General features: G+C 37.8%; 20 protein-coding genes and 1 other annotated feature (1 of these 21 running past the window's edge). Of the genes, 14 read left to right on the top strand and 6 right to left on the bottom strand.

Annotated elements, in window-relative coordinates:
* The first annotated feature begins 19 nt into the window (after positions 1-19).
* The 4 genes from CC204_RS21215 (at position 20) to CC204_RS16655 (ending at position 6286) form a co-directional block, all read left to right on the top strand.
* Positions 20-208 carry a serine-rich class II lanthipeptide gene (locus CC204_RS21215; RefSeq protein ID WP_140405352.1) on the top strand — a complete coding sequence of 63 codons (189 nt, stop codon included), beginning with the start codon at positions 20-22 and terminating at the stop codon, positions 206-208.
* Between the two features lie 122 nt (positions 209-330).
* Positions 331-3444: a type 2 lanthipeptide synthetase LanM gene (gene lanM, locus CC204_RS16645; RefSeq protein ID WP_088271198.1), complete on the top strand. Its 3114-nt coding sequence runs from the start codon at positions 331-333 to the stop codon at positions 3442-3444.
* Between the two features lie 17 nt (positions 3445-3461).
* Complete coding sequence (locus CC204_RS16650; RefSeq protein WP_088271199.1) at positions 3462-5603, top strand: peptidase domain-containing ABC transporter; 2142 nt, start codon at positions 3462-3464, stop codon at positions 5601-5603.
* A gap of 62 nt (positions 5604-5665) precedes the next feature.
* Positions 5666-6286, top strand: coding sequence for a recombinase family protein (locus CC204_RS16655; RefSeq protein ID WP_088271200.1), 621 nt, complete (start codon positions 5666-5668; stop codon positions 6284-6286).
* Positions 6287-6351: 65 nt separating this feature from the next.
* Here CC204_RS16655 and CC204_RS16660 read toward each other — a convergent pair whose 3' ends face one another.
* From CC204_RS16660 to CC204_RS16670, 3 genes are all read right to left on the bottom strand, one after another.
* On the bottom strand, positions 6352-7401 hold the full coding sequence (locus CC204_RS16660) for a chitinase (protein ID WP_088271201.1): 1050 nt from the start codon (positions 7399-7401) through the stop codon (positions 6352-6354).
* 31 nt (positions 7402-7432) lie between these two features.
* The gene (locus CC204_RS16665) at positions 7433-8017 is read right to left on the bottom strand and encodes a lytic polysaccharide monooxygenase (RefSeq protein WP_088271202.1); all 585 of its coding nucleotides are present in this window, start codon (positions 8015-8017) and stop codon (positions 7433-7435) included.
* A gap of 195 nt (positions 8018-8212) precedes the next feature.
* Positions 8213-9058 (bottom strand): helix-turn-helix domain-containing protein, encoded by an 846-nt coding sequence (locus tag CC204_RS16670; RefSeq protein WP_088271203.1) that lies wholly within the window; start codon positions 9056-9058, stop codon positions 8213-8215.
* A gap of 400 nt (positions 9059-9458) precedes the next feature.
* Here CC204_RS16670 and CC204_RS16675 point away from each other — a divergent pair, with 400 nt between their 5' ends.
* The 4 genes from CC204_RS16675 (at position 9459) to CC204_RS16695 (ending at position 12771) form a co-directional block, all read left to right on the top strand.
* Positions 9459-10196, top strand: a complete 738-nt coding sequence (locus CC204_RS16675) for an acyl-ACP thioesterase domain-containing protein (protein ID WP_088271204.1) — start codon at positions 9459-9461, stop codon at positions 10194-10196.
* A 137-nt stretch (positions 10197-10333) separates the two neighbouring features.
* The gene (locus CC204_RS16680) at positions 10334-11167 is read left to right on the top strand and encodes a DUF72 domain-containing protein (RefSeq protein ID WP_088271205.1); all 834 of its coding nucleotides are present in this window, start codon (positions 10334-10336) and stop codon (positions 11165-11167) included.
* 35 nt (positions 11168-11202) lie between these two features.
* Positions 11203-12054, top strand: a complete 852-nt coding sequence (locus tag CC204_RS16685; RefSeq protein ID WP_088271747.1) for a Cof-type HAD-IIB family hydrolase — start codon at positions 11203-11205, stop codon at positions 12052-12054.
* 195 nt (positions 12055-12249) lie between these two features.
* Entirely contained in the window at positions 12250-12771 is a 522-nt protein-coding gene (locus tag CC204_RS16695; protein ID WP_088271207.1) for a pyrophosphohydrolase domain-containing protein, read from the top strand.
* A 334-nt stretch (positions 12772-13105) separates the two neighbouring features.
* Here CC204_RS16695 and CC204_RS16700 read toward each other — a convergent pair whose 3' ends face one another.
* The 3 genes from CC204_RS16700 to CC204_RS16710 all read right to left on the bottom strand — a co-directional run bounded on the left by CC204_RS16700 (position 13106) and on the right by CC204_RS16710 (position 16952).
* Complete coding sequence (locus CC204_RS16700; RefSeq protein ID WP_088271208.1) at positions 13106-14689, bottom strand: ABC transporter; 1584 nt, start codon at positions 14687-14689, stop codon at positions 13106-13108.
* Complete coding sequence (locus CC204_RS16705; protein ID WP_088271209.1) at positions 14682-15446, bottom strand: ABC transporter ATP-binding protein; 765 nt, start codon at positions 15444-15446, stop codon at positions 14682-14684. Before CC204_RS16705 ends, CC204_RS16700 begins: the two co-directional genes overlap by 8 nt.
* A gap of 144 nt (positions 15447-15590) precedes the next feature.
* The gene (locus CC204_RS16710) at positions 15591-16952 is read right to left on the bottom strand and encodes an aspartate kinase (RefSeq protein WP_088271210.1); all 1362 of its coding nucleotides are present in this window, start codon (positions 16950-16952) and stop codon (positions 15591-15593) included.
* 192 nt (positions 16953-17144) lie between these two features.
* Between CC204_RS16710 and CC204_RS16715 the strand changes: the two genes are divergently transcribed.
* From CC204_RS16715 to tpx, 6 genes are all read left to right on the top strand, one after another.
* Complete coding sequence (locus tag CC204_RS16715) at positions 17145-17819, top strand: HAD family hydrolase (RefSeq protein ID WP_088271211.1); 675 nt, start codon at positions 17145-17147, stop codon at positions 17817-17819.
* A 224-nt stretch (positions 17820-18043) separates the two neighbouring features.
* Positions 18044-19765, top strand: coding sequence for a septation ring formation regulator EzrA (ezrA, locus tag CC204_RS16720; RefSeq protein ID WP_088271212.1), 1722 nt, complete (start codon positions 18044-18046; stop codon positions 19763-19765).
* 113 nt (positions 19766-19878) lie between these two features.
* Positions 19879-21024 carry a cysteine desulfurase family protein gene (locus CC204_RS16725; RefSeq protein ID WP_088271213.1) on the top strand — a complete coding sequence of 382 codons (1146 nt, stop codon included), beginning with the start codon at positions 19879-19881 and terminating at the stop codon, positions 21022-21024.
* 133 nt (positions 21025-21157) lie between these two features.
* Positions 21158-22363 carry a tRNA uracil 4-sulfurtransferase ThiI gene (gene thiI / locus CC204_RS16730; protein WP_088271214.1) on the top strand — a complete coding sequence of 402 codons (1206 nt, stop codon included), beginning with the start codon at positions 21158-21160 and terminating at the stop codon, positions 22361-22363.
* 154 nt (positions 22364-22517) lie between these two features.
* Positions 22518-23171, top strand: coding sequence for a redox-sensing transcriptional repressor Rex (locus tag CC204_RS16735; RefSeq protein WP_088271215.1), 654 nt, complete (start codon positions 22518-22520; stop codon positions 23169-23171).
* Positions 23172-24162: 991 nt separating this feature from the next.
* On the top strand, positions 24163-24654 hold the full coding sequence (tpx, locus tag CC204_RS16750; RefSeq protein ID WP_088271218.1) for a thiol peroxidase: 492 nt from the start codon (positions 24163-24165) through the stop codon (positions 24652-24654).
* 44 nt (positions 24655-24698) lie between these two features.
* Positions 24699-24751 (top strand) — a binding site (T-box leader); it runs 171 nt beyond the window's last position.

A 24751-nucleotide genomic window follows, 5' to 3' on the forward strand; every position in this document is an offset into this window, starting at 1 on the left:
ATAATGGGAGGAAAAAACTATGAACAAAACTGCTGAAAAAAAAGTTGGAAAATCTTTTGAGGAATTAACACCAGAAGAAATGAATAAAGTACAAGGGAGCTTCTTCGGATGGAGCTGGTCTTCATCTTCATCTTCTTCATCATCAAGTAGCTGTTACTCTACAAGATGTAGCTATAGCTGCTGCTCTTCAAGATGTTGCGGTTGGTAATCTAAAATAATTCGATGCTAGATAAGTTGCCTTTAAAAAGGCAATTTATCTAGCACTTATTTTTAATATGGAACTAATTCAGGAGAATTTACATAAATAAATTGATTTAAAGGAGACTAGCTATGAGTCTTAATAATTTAGCTAAAGCAACCTCGATTCGTCAACGATACGATCTGTTAAAAAATTACTATGTTGGGAAAACAACACGACCGGATACTTCATCACTTGAAAATTATAAAAAGTGGCGCAGTCGACCGACCACCGTGACAGACGAAAGATTTGAAGAAATCCTTCAGTCTGCAAGATTAACAAAAGAAGAATTTGATTTGGCTATCAAAGAGTTGACAGAAGAAGAAAAAGACTATATTTTTTCAGAAATTCAAACGGATGACTGGCTCCAAATGACACAAGAGATTTTTGAACAAGAAGACCATTTAGTCGAGGATGTGTTTGATGAGAGCAAAGCCAATTTTACCTATGCCTTACGTTTGCATATCGATTATTTTGAACTGAAGCTGAAAGAAATCTTGAAAGAGTTTTCAGAAGTAGAGGTACAAGCGAGCGCAATGATGGATTATGTCGGTGAAGTCATCAATCGCTTCATGGATATTGGGCTTAGAACCTTTGTTTATGATTTACACGTAACAAAAGAAAAGCTGGAAATAGAGCCGGAACTTGATGAGAAAAAGGCGTTTCAAAAGTACCTCATCTCTCGTTTTGATTCAAAAGAAAAAGTAGCTGACTTTTTTGCCCAGTATCCTGTATTGGCACGACTATATGCAGAAACGATCAGCTTTCAGCTTGTCAATTTCAACGAGCTGATGAAAGCACTTGATGAAAGTCAGGACGAGTTGAATGAGATTTTCAAACTAAGACTTCCTCTTAGTTTAACTGGATTAAAAATGGGCGCTGGAGACTCTCATGATCGTGGAAAATCAGTGGCAATCTTAACGTTTCATGAGGAAGCAGAACTTGTTTATAAACCAAAAAATTTGGCTATTAGTGAACGCTTTGATCGTTTTGTACAAGAGATACAAAAATTAGATGCATCCTTTGATTTTTATTTAACAACTAAAATAGTAAAAGAAAACTATTCGTTTGAAGAACGTTTGCTCTATCTGGAATGCGCAACAGAAGCAGACGTACATCACTATTATCGTCAATTTGGTCAAACGATTGCTTTAGTTTATTTACTTAACGGCAATGACTTTCATTTGGAAAACGTCTTGGCTTTTGAAAAATATCCTGTGCTGATCGATTTGGAAACGATCATCCAAAATCATTTTCCAATGCCGGACAGCCAAAATGCGATCGTTAAAGTAATGCAGGAGAATGGTGAGTCCGTAGTGATGAGCGGGTTAGTGCCGATTTATCTCTTTGAAGAACGTGCGGAAGAAGATGTCGAAGGTGCGTCAAAAGGAATTCAATTAAGTGCTTTAAGTGGCGGCGAGCAAAAATTACCATATAAGGTTTTGAAGCTTGTCAATTTTGATTCTGTGAATATGCAATTTTTATATCAAGAACATATCACTGATGCTGCTGAAAATATTCCAATGTATAACGGAGAAAAGGTTGATTTTGTTCCTTATATCGACACCATTATAAAAGGGTTTAAGGAATTTTCAGCTTTTGCATTGAATAACCAAGAGACATTAGCGGAGATCGTAGAAAATATTTTTTCAGATTGTCTTGTTCGTAATGTGATCAAAACAACGCAAAGCTATGGAGATCTTCTTGATTATTCTACACATCCGACCTGCATGGTCGACTATATCGAAAGAGAGAAATTATTCGAAAATCTTTGGATGCATGGGTATTCCAATGCTCAGCCTGTGCCGTTTGAAGTAAGAGATATGCTCCAACATGACGTACCGATATTCTTTAACCCTACTAGCAGCCGCGATCTTGTAGCCAGTCAGGGAGAAGTGATCAAGGATATGTATCCTGATAAAGCAATCGATTTAGAAGTAACGAAAGTCAAAGGTTACTCCAAGCAAGAAGAAACCGAGCAACTGGATTATTTAAAAACCTCATTTGGTCTGTATCACTCAACGGATCTTCAGGAAAAACGAGTTCCACTAAAAGACATCGCTGGACAATCGATTTTTGAAAATGGTGCCCATGCAATTGGTGAAGCGATCCTTGAAGCGGCCTTTTTAGGCGAAGATTCGATTGCTTGGAAAGACATTGAAGAATCTTCACCTGACAATTATGTGGTCAATGTGATGAATGAGAACTTTTATGATGGCATTACAGGAATGTATCTTTATTTTAGTGAACTCTATCATGTGCTCAAAGAGCCACAATTTAAAGCAGCTTATCAATTAGCCGAAAAATTAGTATTGAAACTAGAAGAAGATTATGTAGACAGTGTTTCTGCCTTCTATGGTTCTTTTGCGGCAGTCTATCCTTTACTTTATACCTACAGGATCACAAAGGAAGAACACTTGCTGCAGGCAGCTGAATCGATCGCCGAAAAATACATGACGAACTATGATCCAGAAACGATTGAAAGCTATGACTGGAATGGCGGGACAGGCTCGATCATCAAGGTCTTTGTGCTCTTGTATCAAGAAACAGGTCAACCACGCTACTATGAATTTGCGAAACGCCTATTATTCGATCTGGATTTAAACAAGGTAACGCAAGGTGGATTTGCCCACGGTTATTCAGGGATTATCTATGCGGCCAATAGTTTGCTGACAATTACTGATGATCCAGAAATTGAATTGATCATAAAAAAATGTTTAGTCAAAGAACGGACAACCTTTGATCCCGTTCAAAAAGGCTGGCTGGATCTCAGACCCGTTCCGCCGATGGTCAATGATTTGTGGTGTTATGGTTCTACTGGAATTGGTTTGGCTTATTTGGATCTTTTGAATAGTGGTTTTACTGATTCAAAATTACAGTCAGAGGTTCAACTTGCAGCAGATCGTCTGCTTGCACAGGAAAAAAGAGATGATTGTCTTTGTCATGGAAACTTAGGTGATTTAGCCTTTTTAAATGCTTTCGGAGAAACAACTTTTGCGACTGCTGAACAGCAAGCAAAAATCAAAGAAAAACAAGAGAGAATAAAAACAAAAATCATAAACCAAGCCTATACATTTGAAGGCTTACCGACCATTCCTAAATACGGTTTATTTACTGGTTTATCTGGAATCGGGCATCAAATTTTACGAATCCATTCCCCAGAAAAAACAGCAGATATATTAACATTGAGCTTACCGAAAGAATAAGAAAGGGGGCTGTTGTTTTGGTAAAAAAAATTCCGTTTATTGAGCAAAGTGAACATAGTGAATGTGGCCTTGCCTGTACCGCTATGGTATTAAACTATTATGATGATCATGTGACCTTAAGTCATCTGCGTGATGTCTATGGTGTGCCCAAAGGAGGGAATACCTTAACCAATCTTTACCAAATTTTACTGGATAGAGGCATCGAAACCAAAGCGATCCGAGTGCTGGAATTAGATGTTTTAGAAGAACAAACGGCACCAACGATTTGTTTTTGGGAAGAGCGACATTACGTTGTTTTAGAAAAGCTAACAGCGAAAGAGGCCATCATCCTTGATCCATCTACAGGGAGAAAAAAAATCAGACGAGAAGAATTTATTGCTGGTTTTTCAAATATTGCGTTGATTTTAGTCGATATCGATGTCACTGTGTCACAAAGAAAAAAAGCGAAAAATGCGACCTGGGTCATATTGAAAGATATTTTAAAGAGCAAGAAGGCGCGAGTGGTAGTGTTTATTTTGTTGACACTTTTGATACAAGGAGTGACGATCATCGTTCCGCGAATCACTCAAATGATCATCGATGGCGCAGATTCTGTAGTCAACAATGGGGTTCAGATCGGCTTAACTATTTTGGCATTATTTGTCGCCTATTATTTTTTACAGGTGGCCAGAGGGTTAGTATTGATTTTATTGGAAAACTTATTTGATCTAACATTGATGAAAGAATTTATGCAAAAAATCATTCATCTACCCTTGCGTTTTTTCATTAATCGTTCTACGGGCGATTTGATTTTTAGAGCGAATTTAAGTGTGATCATCCAGCAAATCATGAGCCAGCGAATGTTGACGATTTTTGTTGATTTCCTTTTCGTGTTTATTTACCTGATTTTAATGATCAGCATGTCTGTTAAATTGACATTGATTGCAATTTTTGGCGCGTTGCTTATGGGCTTGATTTCTGTGGTCAATTCAAGAAGAGTGCAAAGCATCACTAATAAAGAATTGATCGCTCAATCAAAAGTACAACGTATTTTAGTTGAATTGTTTGAAGGAATGGAGACTGTGAAATCTTCAGGTTCTGAAAACGAGTTTTATACAAAGTGGCGGAATGAATTCAAAAATCAAATTGGTTTACGGGCTGAGAAGAGTCGCTTTTCAACCTGGGTCAGAACGATTCAAACCTCGATCCAGTTTATTCTGCCGATCACATTGATTTATATTGGATTGATGCAGGTCGTAGCTGGTCAGGTGACTTTAGGGGAACTGATCAGTTTCAATGCATTGGCAGGAGCATTCATCACACCGATCGTTACAGTGTTTGATTCTTATACAGAGTTACTTTTATTGCGGTCATATTTTGGTAAACTGAATGAGATTTTAGAAGCTAAAGAGAGTCCTCGCTTGACACAGGCAGATGAAAAAATCACTCGCATCGATGAAATTGCCGCTGAGGATATCTCATTCAAATACAGCCATTTCGAAGAAGAGATTTTGACGTCTGTTACCTTCAAGATTGCAGCTGGAGAAAAAGTTGCGATCGTCGGAAAAAGTGGATCTGGGAAAAGTACGTTATTGAAGTTGCTCGCAGGATTATATGATGTCAGCGCTGGCGAAATTCGTTTTAATGATACTGACATTAGAAGAATTGACGAAACGTCCATAAAAGGCTGCGTGAGTATCGTGAATCAAAAGCCAACGATTTTTAATGCATCCCTGTATGAAAATATCGTGCTGAATCAAAATGATGTAGCACAAGAGCGAGTGGAACAGGCAATTTTTGATTCCAAAGTGGACGAAATCATAATGAACTTACCGTTAGGTTTGGAAACACAAATTTCAGAAGGCGGTATGAATCTGTCTGGCGGTCAGATGCAGCGGATTTCGATTGCTCGTGCGTTAGTCAAAGAGACAAGTCTTTTATTGATGGATGAGCCAACTAGTTCATTAGATAATATTTCAGAAAATTTCATTATGAATAGACTAAAAACTTATGATTTTACTTGTATCATTGTTGCTCATCGTTTAAATACGATCAAGCATTTCGATCGTATTTTGGTGATGGATCAAGGCAGAATCGTTGAAGAAGGAACACATGACGAACTATTACAGTTAAAAGGACATTATTATTCCATTTATGTTGATCCACAAGGAACTAGCTAAAAAATAATAGGTAATTAAAAAAATGGGAGAAAACTCTTGGTTATCAAAGGGAGAGAAAAAATATGGCAGTTATTGGGTATATGCGTGTTAGTACACATTTTCAAAAATTCGATTCACAACAACAGGCACTTGATGATTATGGTGTAGATATGATCTTTAAAGAGTATGAAAGTGGGCGTAAAAGTTTTCGGAATGAGCTAAACAAGGCATTGGATATTCTTGAACCGGGAGATACATTTGTGATTTTCAAATTAGATCGATTAGCAAGGGGAACAAAGCAGCTGCTTGTTTTGCTGGAGCGGTTCAATGAACTGAATATTAATTTTGTCAGTATCGAAAATAATATCGATACCTCGACACCAATGGGCCGATTCTTCTTTACGATCATGGGAGCTTTTGCTGAGATGGAAGCAGAATTGATTAGAGAACGTGTTCTAGCGGGGCTGAATGCGGCAAAGCAAAAAGGCGTTGTTTTAGGTCGCCCGCCTCTAGTTGACCAAGTCAATGAGGCACTTGAGTTATACCATAATACAAAGCTTCCAGCTGAACAAATCTCAAAACGCTGTGGGATCTCGATTTCTACCTTGTATCATCATTTAAGAAAAGAAGGCGTTTATCGAACAAAAACGACGAATGACCTAATCGATATGGGCGAATTTATGGTCAGAAGTACTAAAAATTAGCGCTAGCTAAATATAAAAAAGTTGAGATCAACCTAGGTTGATCTCAACTTTTTATTTATAAACGATTATTGTAAAATTTGCGCATATCTCGTTGCAAATTCATTGTTGTAGGATACACCATTGACATTTGAACCAACATCCCAATTTGCTGACCAAGTCATCAAACCTTTGATTGGGTTGCCATCTTTTTTCAATTGATCCAATGCTTTGTAGACAGCCGTTGGATCGATAACATAGCCACTTCCAGCAGCATCAACATTTGCAGGTAATCCTAAGACAAGTTTGTCATTTGGAATCTTCAAGAAGGTTCTTGTACCATGGATCATTGAATCTGACATGTAATAAAGGAACTCATATTTGAGTGCGTCATTACTTTGAGGGATCCACTTCATGATTTCATCAACCCAAACACCATCGCCGCCTTGATTATACAATTGTGGAGCAATGTAGTCATAGTAGCCATCTAAAGAAGTGATATATTTTTCATAAGCTGCCCCTGGTTTTAAATAAGGGAATTCCGGCGCCATTGTAATGATGAAATTTTTCCCTTGGGCTTTATAGTGATTTTTGACTGTTTTCAATGCTGCTGGAATCACTGTTTGGTTATCACCAGCTGTGATTGCAGATTGTTCTAAATCAATATCTAGCCCGTCGAAGCCATATGTTTCTACTTGGCGGATAATTTCATTTGCAAAAGCTTGTTCATCGCCGGCTTGTAATTGGATATGGGCGTCAGCACCACCTAAGGCAAGCAGCACTGCTCGTCCTTGACTGTTTAGAGTTGCGACATCCTGGCGGAATGCTGCATCGGTTTTATTGTAAGGGGCAAATGTCGGGATTCGATTGACACCGTCACTCTTCATAAATGAAACAGGAACTACGTTATATGCTTTATTGACATCTGCTAAAGAGATATTTGCAGAGGTGCCTTGTTTATAGCCATCTCTTCCTTTAGAAGCCCAGTTGTGCCAATAGCCGACAAGTACTTTTTTATTTGCTACACTGACCATGTCGCTTGCTGCATCTGCTGCTTCGACAGGTTTACTGGTAAATAAGCTGCCGGCAAAGATCCCTGAGATCAATAAAGCGGCTGGAATAAGTTGTTTGATTTTCATCTAAGTTCTCCTTTTTGATTCCTGATTTGACTTATTTTACATTCACATCAATAGCTTGGTAGAACGCATTTGTTGTATCGTAGACGTTCCAAACTGCGTAAATAACATGGTAACCTTTACGATCTGCTGGGACAGTCACCGTGTGTTTGACACTCGCTTCAGGAATCGTTCCATTATCATTAACGGTACCGATCAAATCAAAATTTTTGATGTCTAAAGGTTGATTGGAGTTCCAACCTTGTTTTGTCATATAATAGTTCCAAGTGGAAGTTCTGTGACGTGCAGTCAATGTCCAGGTAAGGCTAAGCGGGCCTGTTGTAATGTCTGATTTTACCCAGCGGTCAGGAGTCTGTTCATCCAAAGGATCGAATCCGCTCACACCAGCACTTGCTAACTTTCCAGTAATAAAGGTATTTTTGGTTGCTTCAATACTTTGAGGCTCCCATTCAGCACGACCAACATTTTTGTTGACTTTTCCACCAGCAGCACTACCGAAGTAAGCACGGCTTCCAGGTGAAGAAACATATCCATGGGCATCAGCTACTGCGGTTGTAACGAACAATCCTCCAGCCAATAAACTAAGTGACAGTACAGCTTTTAACAATGTCTTTTTCACTCTAATTCCTCCTAAAAATGTTTTTGTAGCGCTTACAAAAAGATTATAACATTCTTATTTATATTATTCAAATGATAAATATATTATAAAATAAATAATTTAAAGAAGATATGATCTACATGAAAAAAAACAAAAACAAATAACGACTTTAAGTCGTTATCGGTTCTTGTTTTTTATGCGTAGGGGTGCTGTATTTTAGCGCTTTAATTCTTTTTCATCATTTTTGATTACAGTCAAAAGACTTTGATTGTCATTAAAAGCAGCAAAAGCTTTCGCACTACTATAGTCAGGGGCAATCAAATCATCTGATAACATAAACGCATTGAATGCAGCTTCATAAGCTAGAAGATCCAGCATATAAAGTGATTGATACGTCTTATTCAGCGCCATTCCTTTTGAAGCAAGCTCAAAGGCTATCTCATAGTTTTTGATCAAAGAATAGAATTTTGCTGTATTAAAGTATACTTTTGTCGCTTTGATTGGCATTTTGATCGTCATTTTATTCAGCATCTCAATTGATTTTTCATAATACACTTGTGCTTTATCTAATTCATCTGCCATTTCGTAGACGATTCCTAAGCTATTGACAGAAAGGATCGCATAAATCGAATTTGCATCTCCAAGTTCATCCGCACGATAAAAGTAAAATAAGCTGTCTGTTGTATTATTGTAGCCTAAGAGATTTGTGATTCCCATATAATAGAACCAGCGAATTTCCAATTCTCTATTTTGAAAATCAGAAACGTTGATCGTAGATTCTTTCAAAAGAGCTTGTGCTTCCTTATGTTTAAAGGTATTACATAACTCTTCTACTGTATTCAACAAATTTGTTAATTTTTTTTCGTCGTTGTCATCTAGAACACTTTCTAGACTAAGGTTTAATCTTTTACAGATCGCATCAAGGATTTCAAGACTGTCACAGATATTTTTATTTTCGATATTACTGATTGTTCCTTGGGTACAAATACCTGCAGCAAGAGTGACTTGTGATAGTTTTTTTTGTTTTCTTACGGAACGGATGATGTCTCCTTTGATTCTCATATAATTCCCCTCTATGTTTATGCATTATATTTATAGTTTTATATAATAGTATGGTATTATTCCTATAGAAGCAACTAATTTTTTTGGAGGTATGGAGATGGAAACACTTTTAGAGTTACTGACTTTAGTGTCCCCTTACGGCAATACCGGACACGTGTAGTTTGAAAAAATTAGTTCCAGGGAGTTTTTATGTGACAAATAGATAAGGGTGAAAGCTTTTCAAGAGGGGAGATATTTTCTCTAGATTTTGAAAAGTTTTTTTAATTGATCTCAAAAATATCTTTCTTATATTTCAGCTCTTTCGTTAACAATACGTTGATTAGGCTGTGATCTGCGTTCTCACTTTAAAAGTCTTATGTTATAATTTAACTGGTTATGTTGAAAAAAAGGGGGAGATCCAGTGGGAAAAAAATTTACAACACCATATGAAGTGGCATACTACGATGGAGATATCACAAGAAAGATGACGATTCCATCTATGCTGGCAGTGGTGATCAAAACCTCAGAGGAACAAAGTGATGCCTTAGAACGCGGAGCAGATTATGTCGCGTCGTTTGGTCTTGGCTGGGTCATTACGAATTATGAAATCCACATTACTCGTTTACCTATAGTAGGAGAAAAATTGACAATAACGACGCAAGCGATGTCTTATAATAAATACTTTTGCTATAGAAACTTTTGGATCCACGATGAAAACGGCAATGAATGTGTCTTGATCAAGTCCACATTTGTTTTAATGGATAAAGAAAATCGAAAAATGAGCAGTGTATTACCGGAAATTATCGAGCCGTATGAAAGTGAAAAAATCACAAAAATTTATCGTGGTGAGAAAATTGAAAAAATAGAAGCAGGAGAGTTTCTTCCATATCGTGTTCGCTATTTTGATATTGATGGAAACCAGCACGTAAATAATGCGATTTACTTTAACTGGCTGCTAGATGTTTTAGGCTATGACTTTTTGACGACTTACGAGCCAACCTTCATCAATGTCAAATTTGATAAGGAAGTAGAGTATGGGCAAGAGATCGAAAGTCACTTTGAAATACTTGATGATGACAATGGCAAACAAACACGTCATGAAATTCGGATCGCAGGTCAACTCTATTGCGAAGCAAACATGACTTGGAAAAAGAGCTAATAACTATTACACGAAATTTATAATAAGATTGAGGCAATTTCTTGTTTTGTCTCAGTCTTTTTTGGTATAAAATAGAAGCATGATTCTTTGAACGATTTGTTGGTAATAATTTAAAAATAGGAAGGATAGATGTTCTTTTGATTCGATTAGGTTTGACTTCTTTTAATGAGCATGATAAATTAACGGGAAAAAAACGTTCAACATTATATGAATATGCGGGCTATTTGCCATTCGTTGAGATGGACACAGCCTATTATGGGATTCCCAGACAAGAGTCTGTCATAGAGTGGACAAAATCTGTTCCTGAGAACTTTCGCTTTGTTATGAAAGTGTACAGCGGAATCAGCTGTCAGGGTGAATGGCAGCAGTACTATCAAAATGAGCAGGAAATGGTGACCGCATTTTTAACAAGTATGCAGCCGATGATCGAAAGTGGTAAATTGTATGCTTTTCTGGTTCAATTTTCAGGAACATTTAGCTGTACAAAAGAGAATGTTCAGTACCTGGAAAAAATCCGTCACTGGTTTGCCGGTTATCCACTTGCGATTGAATTGCGTAATGGTTCATGGTATACAGAAAAATACCTTAAACAGACATTGTCTTTCATGAAAAAAAATGAATTTTCGCTAGTGATCGTTGATGAACCACAGATCCCAACCAATCCAGTTCCTTTTTTCCCATTTGTTACAAATGAACAGTTTGTTTTATTTCGTTTGCATGGACGTAATGCTGCTGGTTGGATGGCTAACGACAAGGACTGGCGTAAAAAAAGAACCTTATATCGCTATAATGCTGATGAAATTGCAGATTTGAGTGAAGCGGTAGAAAAAATTGCTGGAGCAGCTAAAGAAGTCGGTGTGATTTTTAATAATAATTCCGGCGGCGATGCAGCTGGAAATTTACTTGAGATGAAAGCGGCGCTTGGAATAAAGTATGACCAGCTGAATCCGAAGCAGATCGATTTGTTTTAGTGTGAAAAATGAATGATTTGAAGAAAGGAAATCTGATGATAAAAGCCATTTTTTTTGATATTGACGGAACATTAGTGACCAAACATGGCAAAGCATTAGAATCGACTAAACAGGGAATCGCCTTAGCTCAAAAGCAGGGAATCATTTGCGGAATAGCAACAGGAAGAGGACCGATCCATCTTAGTCAGCAAATCGATGCTTTGAATTTAGATGTGTTTGTTACTTATAATGGACAACTGGTTTACAATGAGGAGAAAACGATTCGTTCTGCCCATTTTCCCGATGAAACACTTAAAAGAATTGTTTCATTTTCTGACCGTTACCACCGTCAAATTATGTTTGGTAGCCGAAAAAGCATGGAAGGAAGTTCTTTGATGCGTTTTGGTCAGAATAAATGGGCAAAAAAAATATCACGTTTTATCCCTAAACGGTTACCAATGACCTTGACAAAAAATCTGATAAGTCGTCTTTCGATCCATCGTAAAGATCAACGTTATGCTGAACTAAATATCTTAAAAGAACCGATCTATCAATGTGTATTATTGAGTCCGCCAAAAGAATTGGACATGTTAAAGGAACAATTGCCCGATTGTCATCTGACTCGTTCCAATCCCTATACAGTAGATATCATTCCAGCAGGTGGTTCTAAGTTGATCGGTATTCAGCAGTGTGCTGCATCACTTGGAATACAAATGGATGAGATCATGGCTTTTGGTGATAGCTGGAATGATTTAGAGATGTTGTCAGGAGTAGGCGTTGGTGTTGCAATGGGAAATGCGGAAAATGCAGTGAAACAAGCGGCTGATTTTGTTACACGATCAAATGAAGAAGATGGGATTTATCAGGCGTTACTCCATTATGGCGTTATTTCTGATAATAATTTCTAAAAATAAGACAAAGAAAATAAGTGAAGGTGTCGAGCCTGATCGAGCTCATTCCGCTTTTATCGTTATCCAGCTACGCAAATCAGTCCTTAGGAAAATAGATAAATTGCCAGTGAGACAAAGAGCGTCTCGAAGTCAATTTCCTAATTTTCTACAGGATTAGGCGATTTGTTCCGCTTTTAATTTAGGAGGTATGTTATGAAGATCGATGATCCATTTGAAAAAACTGAGGCATTTCATGAGCGTTTTGATAATAGAAGACCGGATGTGCCAACGGAGTTTTCTGCTGAGCGTGCAGTAGCGCGAGCGGGGTTTAAGATAGAAGAATTAGTTGAGTTTTTATATGGATCGGCGAATAATGATCCAGAAAAATTTGAACAAATGATTGAACAGTTGAAAGAGTCTGTCGATCAGGCGGTCGAGAAAGTGTTGAGTAAAGAAAAAATCGTCACAGATCCTTTAGTTGAGCAAGTAGATGCACTAGTTGATTTACTTTATTTTACTTATGGGTCATTTTCACTTTTAGGTGTGAATCCGACAGAAATTTTTTCGATCGTTCATGAAGCGAATATGGGCAAATTATTCCCAGACGGGAAACCTCACTACCATCCCGTCACACACAAAGTACTTAAACCAGATAATTGGGAAAAGGACTTTGCTCCTGAACCAAAAATCAAAGCCGAGCTTGAACGACAACGCGAATCAAAAAAAGAACGTTAAAAAGAGGACGGCCAGAAGTGTTCGACTCTGAGCACCAAGTAGGTACTGTGCAACACTGTTTATCTGTGAAGAGTCTTTGACGAGAAAGCATCAACTCATTCTTCGTTGTGTTTTACGGCAATTTCAGCTTATTTCCGAAGCCTTCAACTCTTAGTGCTCTAGCACTTAGAATTTTGCTAGCTTCACTTTGTTCTTTGAACATTAGTGAAACTGTATGCGTTAGCTGATGTGATCGAAGCGAAGCGGAGTAGTTACTTTTGCTTCCACCGTTTATTCGTTTTAAAAAGGACTGGGTCGTAACTCCTAGAGTTATGTCCCAGTCCCTTTTCAATAATCAATCAAACCGTTGCCAAAAATTCTTTTGATAATGAAGAATCAATAGAAATGAAATGAATACAACTACAGCCAATACTGCTAAATTCAAGGGCCAAAATGGGAAGTAAGCTGCAGCAAAACCATAACCCACTAAAACGATCAAGCTTCCAAATATTGAGACGAGCAGAGTCAAAACTAACCCCACGTTTCCGCTGCCTCGACTGAATAATTGGTTTAGATTAGTCCAATCCAATAAAAGCAAGCGATGATCTCTAGCAAAAAATCGTAAACAAAGCAGATAACTGCCTAAAAGTGCACCGACTATCAGACTAATAAGAAATACGATCGGAAGTCGAAAAAGTAAGCCGCCAGCTAGAGCAATTCCGCCAGTCAAAATCGATTGAACCACAAGTCCAACGATAAATTTTTGTTTTAGATAATTACGCATAGAAATCGGTAATGAACGTATAAAATGAAAATTTTCTTGATCCAATGAAATAAGATTACTGATAAAGGATGTTTGATTCGTTGTCATAAAGGCTAGCGCAACACCTGTCAAAAAGACAACACCAATAAAGCGTACTTCTAAATGGCTCAAATTTAGCGAACCGCTAAAAGCAAAAGAAACAATGAAAATGACAGGCATCAATAAAGAGCTGGAAAGCACCTGCATGATCAAATTCGGTTCTTTCAGTAATTGTTTGTTATAGTCGATGAATATCTGATTTAGTGATTGATCCGTTTTATGTTTACGCCGACGAGTTCCAGCAGAAGCTGAAGCATCAGCAAGTTGTTCGTACAGTTTCGGTAGAATAAATAGTTTTATGGCACCTAATAGTAAAATAAGTACGAGTAAAAGCCCAGCAAAGCTTGTCATTCCAGCGACTGAAAAAGGTGTGGAAGCAATATGGAAAACAGGCATCAGCAAACTGATCGGTTGTCTATCAACTTGGCTTGTTTCGATCGATGAACTTTGAGCATTCATTGATAGAATCCCGATAATGGCGATCGCCATAGAAATACCTAACAAAAGGCTGGTGACGACCTTCTTGTGTTTTTTAAAAATAGCCGTTCTCGTCAAACCAAAAACGATCAAACAGCAGATAGAAAAAACCAGAGCAATAATTAAAACAAATAGAACGATCGAAAGCAGTAGCGTTAGCGGGATAAATATTCCAGACCGCCAGCCAGTTAATAAAAAGACGACAAACATAGGAAAAACAAAAGGTACGACAGTTAATGTCACAACAAGAATCTTAGCTGAAAAAATCGTACGTTGACGAAATGGCAGCGGCAAATAGGCGGCCAAATCCTGACTTTCAAAAAAGACATTATAAATGACTGAAATCCCTTGAGAAAAAGCTAAAATCCCAAACAAAGCGACATAATACGTAAAATAACCGGGCATTTTACTGAAATCGATGATAAACATTGTTAAGCCGTAAATAAATAGAAATAGAACACCAGAAAGTAGATACTGGCCGATCAAAGCACGAGTCAAGGCTTTTCCGCTTTTTCCTTTTTTTCTAGCCCGATCCGTTACCTGAGGGTTTGCATAGCGAAGGTTGACACGTGTTAATTCAAGTAACTGACTTTTATTCATACTGTTCACCTTCAAGTGTTTGAGTTAGTTGTGCATCCGACTGACGACCAGCCATTTTTAAGTAGATTTCTTCTAATGACTCGTTGGGAGATTGCTCCAGTAATTCCTCTACAGAACCATTGTAAATCAGTTCTCCTTTTTTCAAAATGGCGAGCTCATCACACAATTGTTGGGCAGTATCCAAGGCATGAGTTGAAAAGATTACGGTTTTTCCTTTCGCAGCATGAGCTTTCATCATTTGTTTCAGGTCAAATGCCGCTTGCGGATCTAGTCCTTGTAACGGTTCGTCCAAGATCCAAATGTCAGGGTCTGGCAGCAAGGCGCCAATAATAATCGTTTTTTGCCGCATACCATGTGAAAAACCGGCTAATGTTTCTTCTTGGTGACTTTTCATGTCGAATAAGGAGGTAAGCTCATCTAGCCGCTGTTGCTTTTTTGAAGCATCAAGTTCGTAAGCTGCTCCGATCAAGTCCCAATATTCACCAGCAGTTAATTGTAAAAAAATATCAGGTGTATCAGGAACATAGGCAATTTTTTTCTTGATTGCTTCACGATGTTCAGATAATAATAATCCGTCGATTGTGATAGAACCGCTTGAAGGCTGGATAATACTTACTAAACTTTTGATCGTTGTGGATTTACCAGCACCGTTATGACCTAAAAAACCAAAAATTTCACCCTGTTTGATGCTCAAATTCAGTTCTTTTAATGCTTGCTTCGTACCGTAATTCTTCGTTACGTTGACCAATTCAATCATAAAATTCCCACCTTTTTCAAATTCATTTATTGATCTTATTGTACGCCAGTCACAGCGAGAAGGACATACAACTTATAAAAAAACAGACCAGAAAAAAATTCTAATCTGCCATGTTTTTAGTATGGTAGTATAAATAAGTCAGAATTAACTGTTTAAATCTGCAAAAAATGTTTGATAGAGTGCCTGTATTGCTCTTTTTTCTTGATCTTCACGAATGCCAAACATGATACTGACTTCAGAAGATCCTTGGTTGATCATTTCCAAGTTGATTCTATTTTCTGCAAGTGCAGCTGTACTGTCAGCCATCACCCCGATTCGTTGACGCATCCCTTCACCGACGATCATCAGCATAGATAAACCATGTGTGATTCGTAATTCATCTGGCTCAAGTTCTTTTTCTAGGCGTTCCATCAATTCTTCTTCAATTTCAACTGTCAGTTGACGTTCTCTTAAAATAATCGAAATATCATCGATTCCAGAAGGCATATGTTCATAGCTTAAGCCTAATTCTTCTAAAATCTGCAGTAGACGTCGTCCAAATCCTAATTCTCTATTCATCAAGTACTTGCTAATGTAAATGCTGGCAAAACCTTGGTCACTTGCGATTCCAACCACTGGATCATGTTTGACCATCCGAGAAGTTGTGATCAATGTTCCTGGGTGAGAAGGGTTATTCGTGTTTTTGATCACCACTGGAATATTTGCACGGTAAGCAGGCATCAATGCTTCATCGTGAAGAACAGCAAAACCAGCATACGCTAGCTCGCGCATTTCACGATAGGTCAATTCAGTGATTGTTTTTGGCTCGCGTACGATGCCCGGATGAGCAACAAAAATACCATCAACATCGGTAAAGTTCTCATAAATCTCCGCTTCTACACCAGCTGCGACGATCGATCCTGTGATGTCAGAGCCGCCTCTTGAAAACGTACAAATCTCACCTGATTCCGTGAAACCAAAGAAACCAGGGATGACCAAGATCTCTTCAGTTGCTTTAAAGGCATTGATTTTACTTAATGAGGATGGCAAAATACGTGCATTTCCTGGTTCATCTGTAACGATCAAGCCCAAATCCAGCGGGCTTTTGTAACAAGCGTTCAATCCTCGTTGTTGGAAAAATGCTGCAACCAATTTGGCATTGTTATCTTCACCGCTAGCCAAAAAGGCATCGAGTAGATGTGGATTATTTTCTTTTGGTAATGTGGCTAATTGTTGGATCGCTTTTGTAATATCTGCTAAAATTTCCTTACTCATGTTAAGTTCATCAAGGATCGCTTCGTAGCGGGCAACGATTTTTTCAATAGCAGCTGTCGTTTTTTCATTATTTAAATACGCATTGTAATAGGCTATCAATAAATCTGTTACTTTGATATCATCTGATGAACGCTTTCCAGGAGCTGAAACAACGACAAACTTTCGTGAAGCGTCTTCTTTTACAATGGTTAAAACTTTTTCTAATTGAGCAGCAGAAGCTAAAGAGCTGCCTCCGAATTTTATGACTTTCACTTTGTTCACTCCTAATTTTAATAAATTTTTCATTAATAGTAAAAGGATACCGAAATATCTATAGAAAATCAACTCCTAAAAGGCCATGTATTTCTTCTTTTCAGTTATTTTTCAACAAATTTCTTCATTTTTTTTCAAACTTTTGTTAGACTAGTAAAGTTGGACAAGAATTGAAGCAGAGGGAGTATAAAAATGAAACCAAAATACGAAGGGATCATTTTCGATATGGATGGGGTCTTAGTTGATAGTGAATCATTTTACTACCAGCGTCGAAAAGCCTTTCTTAAAGAATATGGGTTATCCATCGAGAAGATACCGGTCGCATTGTTTGTTGGGGCAGATATGCGTAGTTTATGGCAATTGATCCTTGAAGAAAATGAAACAGAATATGATGAAGCTTTTTTAACTGAAAAATATCATCAATATAAAATAAACCATCCGATCGACTATAGTGAGTTGATCGAGCCGAATGCCAAAAAGGTCTTACAATTTTTGAAAAGAAAAGGGTACAAAATCGGTTTGGCCTCGTCATCAAAAATGGATGTCATTCAGGAAGTATTGAGAGTTGGACAGTTAACTAGCTTTTTTGACGTAGTTGTAACTGGTTCTGAGTTTAAAAGAAGTAAACCCGATCCTAAAATCTATGAACATACAGTAAAGGAATTAGGGATAGCAGTAGAAGATTGTTTGGCTATCGAAGATTCTGAAAAAGGCATTCTTTCAGCTCACAGTGCTGGATTGACTGTTTGGGCATTGAAAGATACTCAGTTCGGCATGGATCAGACACTGGCAGATGATAATCTGGAGTCACTAAGTGGTGTGTGTAAAAAGTTGCAAGAGTTGGATAAAATAGGTTACACTGGCTAATGATTGCTCAAAAAAAGGAGACAATGTTACAAACTCAAAACATTTCTTAAAAAAATACAATTAGTTAGTGCTTGAAAGAACGGTTTGTGATATAATTTTCTGTAGGTGTTTTTAAGGACTATTTAAAGTAGATAAGAGAATCATACGATCCGATTCATTCAGAGGCATTGCTTCTGAGAGAAGGTCGTATAGCATAGATGGACTAATAAACGGAGGTTCCCTGAATGAAGAATAATCTGATCATTATCGTAGTTTTAGCTATAATAATCATCGCAGCTGTTTTGTATTTAGTTGGATTTTTTATGAGAAAGAAAAATCAAATGAAACTCGATAATCTGGAAAAGAGGAAAGAAGAGCTGTTTGACTTACCGGTGATCGAAGAAGTTGACGATGTCAAAAAGATGCATATGGTTGGTCAAAGCCAAAACACATTTAGAGAATGGAATCAACGTTGGACAGAAATCTCGACTCGCTCTTTTGCAGAACTGGAAAGTCAGATATTTGAAGTTGAAGAGCTGAATGAATCTTTTCGTTTTATGAAAGCCAAAAAAGCCGTTGCTTCAGCAGAAGATACGATGGACGAAATGGAATCAGAAGTCGAAATCATTCGTAACGGATTAAGAGAGCTGCGTGAAAGTGAAGAACGTAATTCACTTGAAGTTCAAAAAGCGCTGGATGTTTATGAAGAACTTAGCAAGTTGCTTCATGATGAAAAAGCTGAATTTGGTTCAGCCTATCCTGAACTACAAAAACAAATCAAAAATATCGAACTTGAGTTTACTCAATTCGTTACATTGAATACCTCTGGAGATCCGATCGAAGCGCGTGAAGTACTGGAGAATGCTGAACGTCATACCTATGAATTAGATGATGTTATGAAACGTATTCCACCACTTTATGATGAACTGACTAGAACGTTCCCAGACCAATTGAAAGAAATCGAAGAAGGATACAAGCGTCTGCTTGCAGATCACTATGTATTTCCTGAAAAGAATTTTACTGAAGAATTGAGACGTGTTCAAAAACGCGTGAAGAATTCAACCGTCGATTTGGAAAAAACAGAAGTGGATGCAGTAGAAGTAGCAAACCGTGATACAGCGAATGCCATCGATGCATTATATGAAATCATGGAACGTGAAATGAATGCGAAGAAATACGTAGTTACGAATCATAAAGTTGTTGGTGACTACATTGCACATACGTTAAAAAATAATCGCCAATTGATGATCGAATTAGATCATACTTCACAAAGCTATACGTTGAATCATAATGAGTTAGGTCGCTCAAGAGGCTTCCAATCGGAGATCGAAGAATTGATCCGTCGTTATGAAGATTTTGAACCAAAATTAAAAGAACATACAATTCCTTATTCAGAAGTTCAAGCATTCTTCAAAGATTGCTACAAAATTCTTAATGATATCGAAAATCAACAAGTTGAAATCGATGACTCATTAAAAGAATTACGAAAAGGTGAAAAAATTGCACAAGAGAAAGTCGATCAATATGATTTCCGTTTGCGTAATATCAAACGTTATGTTGAAAAACAACGTTTACCAGGACTACCAGCGGATTACTTGGAATTTTTCTTTGTAGCAACTGACCGTATTGAAGAATTAAGTAAAGCCCTGAATAGAATCCGAATCAACATGGAAGAAATCAAAAAACTTTCTGATTTATGTAATGAAGACTTGGATCTATTAGATAAGAAAACGAATGATTTGGTCAATTCAGCTGCGTTGACAGAACAAATGATGCAGTATGCAAATCGTTATCGCCATACGCATGAAGCAATTCGTGTAGCAATGGAAAATAGTTTAGAACTTTTCTCAAAAGAATACAGATACCAAGATGCATTGGATGAAATTGGCACAGCACTAGAACGAGTTGAGCCAGGCGCATTCAGAAGAATCGAAGATTTCTATTTCAATAATCTTGATGCCATCTAAAAATAAAAGGTGAGACGCTGGTCGTCTCACCTTTTTCTATTGAACTGTCTGTTGAACTGCTCATTCGAAAAGTATATAATAAGAAAGAATTTCAAAGAGAAGAAGGTAATGTAATGATTTATTTTGATAATAGCGCAACGACAGCTGTTTATCCTCAGGTGTTGGATACTTATGTAAAAACGAGTCAGCGAATCATCGGTAATCCCTCAAGTCTTCATGATTTAGGAACGCAGGCAGGCCGCTTGCTGGAAAAAGCCCGTGAGCAAATTGCAGAGCTGATGCAAGTCAAAACAAGTGAAATCTATTTTACCAGTGGTGGAACAGAAGGAGACAATTGGGTATTGAAAGGGACGGCGCTGGAGAAAAAACAGTTCGGACGTCATATCATTATTTCAAATGTGGAGCATCCAGCGGTTTCAGAAACGGCTGAACAATTAGCCCAAAATGGATTTGAACTTTCAATCGCACCAGTAGATGAAAATGGTCGTGTTAAGGTAGATGAGTTAGTAAAACTGATTCGTAAGGACACCATTCTTGTGTCTGTTATGGCTGTGAACAACGAAGTTGGTACGATCCAGCCGATTCAGGAAATTAGCGAATGTTTAGAAGCTTACCCAACGATTCATTTTCATGTCGATGCGGTACAGGCAATTGGTAAAGTAAGTCAAGACGAATGGTTGACTGATCGAGTTGATTTTGCGACCTTTTCAGCACATAAATTTCACGGTCCTAGAGGTGTTGGTTTTATTTACTGGAAGCATGGTCGAAAATTAGAGCCGCTGTTAAATGGTGGCGGTCAAGAAATGAATCACCGCAGTGGAACTGAAAATGTGGCTGGAATTGTTTCGATGGCAAAAGCATTACGTTTATATATGGATAAAAGAAATGAGAAACCAGAACATACAGCAATTATCCGTCGTTATCTTCTTGAAGCTTTACAAGAGTATAGTAATGTAGCAATTTTTTCAAAAGATACGCCAGAATTTGCTCCCCATATTTTGTGTTTTGCACTAAAAGGCGTACGCGGAGAAGTACTGGTTCATGCGTTTGAAGAAAAGCAAATTTACACGTCGACCACTAGCGCCTGCTCAAGTCGAAAAAAAATTGCCAGCAGTACATTACACGCAATGAAGGTCCCGGATTCCTTAGCAACTTCGGCGATTCGTGTGAGCTTGGATGAGAGCAATACGATTGCAGAGGCTGAGCAGTTTATGATTATTTTTAATCAGTTATATAAGAAATTTTCGATATTGAATTAGACATTTAAAAATATAAAACACTATGTTATAGTAATTCAAGCAAATATTCAATGTTAGCACTTTGAAAAAAACGAAAAAAATATGTCTTGAAAACGTTGATAAATCAAGCTTTATAAAGAAGGATTGAAGAAAATTGAACTATACAGAAATTATGGTTCGCTACGGCGAACTTTCAACAAAAGGGAAAAATAAAAAGAGCTTCATCTCTCAACTTGCATACAATGTAAAACGGAATCTAGGTGATTTTCCCGCAGTTAAAATTCATGCTGACCGTGATCGTATGCATTTACTACTTAATGGAGAAGACAGCACGCAAATTATTCCTAGATTGGAAAAAATCTTTGGCATTCAAAATTTTTCTCCTAGTGTTCAGGTAGAAAAAGAGATGCCTGCCATTCGTGAAATGGTACAAACGATCATCAAAACAATTTATCAACCAGGTCAAACATTTAAAATTACATCAAAACGTTCTGATCATAATTTTGAGTTGGATTCTAATGAGTTGAATCGTGAATTAGGCAGCGCAGTCTTTGAAGTTTGCCCGGAAATAACTGTTCAAATGAAAAAGCCTGATATCGAAATTCGAGTTGAAATACGAAACGAAGGCGCCTATCTTTCTTACGAAACGATCAAAGGTGCTGGCGGCTTACCAGTTGGAACTGGAGGTCGTGGCATGTTGATGCTTTCCGGTGGAATCGATTCACCTGTAGCTGGCTATTTAGCCATGAAACGTGGCGTAGAAGTAGAAGCAGTCCATTTTGCCAGTCCACCATATACTAGCGAACAAGCATTACAAAAAGCCAAAGATTTAGCAGCAAAAATCGCACCCTATGGCGGCAGTATGCAATTTATTGAAGTGCCATTTACGGAAATCCAAGAAGAAATCAAGCGAGTCGTTCCAGAAGGCTATTTGATGACGGTTACCCGTCGAATGATGTTGCGCTTAACAGATGCAATTCGTGAAGAACGAAAAGGGCTAGTGATCATCAATGGTGAATCTTTAGGTCAAGTCGCATCTCAAACCTTACAAAGTATGGTGGCAATCAATGAAGTAACAAATACACCGATCATTCGTCCAGTTGTCTCAATGGATAAAGGTGAAATCATTGAAATTGCTGAAAAAATCGATACCTTTGAACTTGCGATCCAGCCGTTTGAAGATTGCTGTACGATTTTTGCTCCGCCGCAACCAAAAACGAGACCAAGACTAGATAAGGCACAAGCTTATGAAGCGCGTCTAGATGTAGAAGGCTTGATGAAACGTGCTATGGCTGGTCTAAAAGTTAGTGAAATAACTGAAACGAGTGAACAATCAGAAGAATTTGCTGATTTACTATAAAAGTTGAAAGAATAGACTTGATAACGCTATCGAGCCTATTCTTTTTATTTATTAGGTTTTTCTCATACCTGCTCTCTTTTTCACAAACAAGTTGCCTCATCTTAAGAAGCATGCTAAACTAGTTATGTGAAATAAGTAACAAGGAGAGCTGGAAATGAAAGAATTACATAAAGAAAAGAAGATGCCAAAAGCAACTGCGAAACGACTGCCTTTATATTTACGTTATTTAAAAATGCTGGGGGATTCTGGTGTCACAAGAATCAAATCGAAAGAATTCAGTGATGTGATCCAAGTACCGCCGGCTACGATCCGTCGTGATTTTTCTCACTTGGGGGAATTAGGACGCAGTGGGTATGGCTATGATGTACCGTATTTAATTGATGTATTCAGTCATATTTTAAATACGCAAGAAGAAAAGAGAATTGCGCTGATCGGTTGTGGAAATCTAGGTAAAGCCTTAGTGAAAAATAATTTTCGTCGTAATGAAAATTTGAATATCGTTTGTGCTTTTGACTCCTCAGAAGCAATCGTAGGCCTGTCGATCGATGATATTGTGATCCAGCCAATGGAAAAATTAAAGGAAGAAGTTGAAAAAACGGGTGTAACTGTTGCGATTTCGACAGTTCCAAGTCAATTTGCGCAAGAGGCTATCGACAAAATTGTTGATGCAGGAATCACGGCTATTCTGAATTTTGCACCAGACCGGGTGACAGTCCCTCATAATGTGAATGTTCAATATATTGATTTGACGACAGAATTACAGACATTGATCTACTTTGACGAGACCTTTACTAGTAACAGAGCTTAAGAAGCAAGAACATTGTGATCGGGACAAACTTCTACTATACTTGATATAGATGCGGATGCTTGAAAGTCTTTCAATAGTAATAAAATGTAGTATGCTTTTGCTGAGAAACACAGTGAATAAAGTGAACTGATGTTGAACAGTATAAGACTTTCGGAGTATGTGTTGATCATTTGCTGAGAAACACAGTGAATAAAGTGAACTGATGTTGAACAGTACAAGACTTTCGAAGAAAGTGTTGATCATTTGTATTATTTAGCTGCACAGGCTAGCTCTTTGGAAAAAAGATAACTATTGAGTGAGATAAAGAGCATCTCAATCAATAGTTCCTATTTTTCAGTCAGAGCTTGACGAGCCTGTTCCGCTTTTATTGTTATCTAGCTGCATGAGCCAGTCTCTCGAGAAAAAGATAAAACATAAATGAGACAAAGAGCGTCTCAGTCATGTTTTCCTATTTTTCAGTCGAGACTAAACGGGCTCATTCCGCTTTTATCGTTATCCAGCTGCACAAACCGATCCTTAGGAAAATAGATAAATCGCCTGTGAGACAAAAAGCGTCTCAAAGCCAATTTCCTAATTTTCTACAGGATCAAGCGGTTTGTTCCGCTTCTATCATTATCCAGCTGCATGAGCCAATCTCTCGGAAAAAAGATAAAATATAAATGAGGCAAAAAGCACCTCAGTTATATTTTCCTATTTTTCAGTCGAGATTGAGCGGCTCATTCCACTTTTATTGTTATCTAGCTGCATGAGCCAGTCTCTCGAGAAAAAGATAAAACCTGAATGAGGCAAAGAGCGCCTCAGTCATGTTTTCCTATTTTCTAGTCGAGACTAAACGGGCTCATTCCGCTTTTATCGTTATCCAGCTGCACAAACCGATCCTTAGGAAAATAGATAAATCGCCTGTGAGACAAAAAGCGTCTCAAAGCCAATTTCCTAATTTTCTACAGGATCAAGCGGTTTGTTCCGCTTTTAAATTAAGGAGGAGAAGTTAATGTTCGTAACTAAAAAAGGTGAGCAAGTTGAAATCATTGGTGAACAGCCTAAAGTAGGCATGAAAGCTCCAGCATTTTCGTTGCCAAATCTTAATGATGAAATGGTGAGTCTAAAAGATCTTGCTGGTAAAACAGTGTTGATCAGTGTAGTTCCAGATATCGATACGCGGGTTTGTTCTTTACAGACAAAACGATTCAATCAAGAAGCTGCTAAAGTGGAAGATGTTGTATTTATAACAATTTCCAATAATACTAAAGAAGAGCAAGCTAATTGGTGTGCCGCTGAGGGGGTAGACATGGAGTTACTTCACGATACAAAAGGAACATTTGGTGAGGCTTACGGGCTATTTATCCCAACAATGGGTCGCTTGGCTCGGGCTATTTTTATCATCGATCAAGAAGGAACCCTTGTTTATGAAGCCATTTCAGCTGAAATTGCTGAAGAGCCGGATTATGATTTGGCCTTAGAAAAAGCAAAAGCTGCACGATGATTTTTTTCAAATTGACTTCTGTTCACGTTCAATGGTAGAATGTAGCAAAGACGTTGAACAAGAGGAGTATTACTGGCATCGTTTTAGAGAGAAGATC

It is taken from the genome of Enterococcus wangshanyuanii (assembly GCF_002197645.1).
Taxonomy (GTDB): Bacteria; Bacillota; Bacilli; order Lactobacillales; family Enterococcaceae; genus Enterococcus_L; species Enterococcus_L wangshanyuanii.

Excerpts from the sequence above, each read along its gene's own strand:
- CC204_RS21215 (WP_140405352.1), top strand. The coding sequence starts at position 20 with ATGAACAAAACTGCTGAAAAAAAAGTTGGAAAATCTTTTGAGGAATTA.
- lanM (WP_088271198.1), top strand. The coding sequence starts at position 331 with ATGAGTCTTAATAATTTAGCTAAAGCAACCTCGATTCGTCAACGATAC.
- CC204_RS16655 (WP_088271200.1), top strand. The coding sequence starts at position 5,666 with ATGGCAGTTATTGGGTATATGCGTGTTAGTACACATTTTCAAAAATTC.
- CC204_RS16660 (WP_088271201.1), bottom strand. The coding sequence starts at position 7,401 with ATGAAAATCAAACAACTTATTCCAGCCGCTTTATTGATCTCAGGGATC.
- CC204_RS16670 (WP_088271203.1), bottom strand. The coding sequence starts at position 9,058 with ATGAGAATCAAAGGAGACATCATCCGTTCCGTAAGAAAACAAAAAAAA.
- CC204_RS16685 (WP_088271747.1), top strand. The coding sequence starts at position 11,203 with ATGATAAAAGCCATTTTTTTTGATATTGACGGAACATTAGTGACCAAA.
- CC204_RS16695 (WP_088271207.1), top strand. The coding sequence starts at position 12,250 with ATGAAGATCGATGATCCATTTGAAAAAACTGAGGCATTTCATGAGCGT.
- CC204_RS16700 (WP_088271208.1), bottom strand. The coding sequence starts at position 14,689 with ATGAATAAAAGTCAGTTACTTGAATTAACACGTGTCAACCTTCGCTAT.
- CC204_RS16705 (WP_088271209.1), bottom strand. The coding sequence starts at position 15,446 with ATGATTGAATTGGTCAACGTAACGAAGAATTACGGTACGAAGCAAGCA.
- CC204_RS16715 (WP_088271211.1), top strand. The coding sequence starts at position 17,145 with ATGAAACCAAAATACGAAGGGATCATTTTCGATATGGATGGGGTCTTA.
- ezrA (WP_088271212.1), top strand. The coding sequence starts at position 18,044 with ATGAAGAATAATCTGATCATTATCGTAGTTTTAGCTATAATAATCATC.
- CC204_RS16725 (WP_088271213.1), top strand. The coding sequence starts at position 19,879 with ATGATTTATTTTGATAATAGCGCAACGACAGCTGTTTATCCTCAGGTG.
- CC204_RS16735 (WP_088271215.1), top strand. The coding sequence starts at position 22,518 with ATGAAAGAATTACATAAAGAAAAGAAGATGCCAAAAGCAACTGCGAAA.
- tpx (WP_088271218.1), top strand. The coding sequence starts at position 24,163 with ATGTTCGTAACTAAAAAAGGTGAGCAAGTTGAAATCATTGGTGAACAG.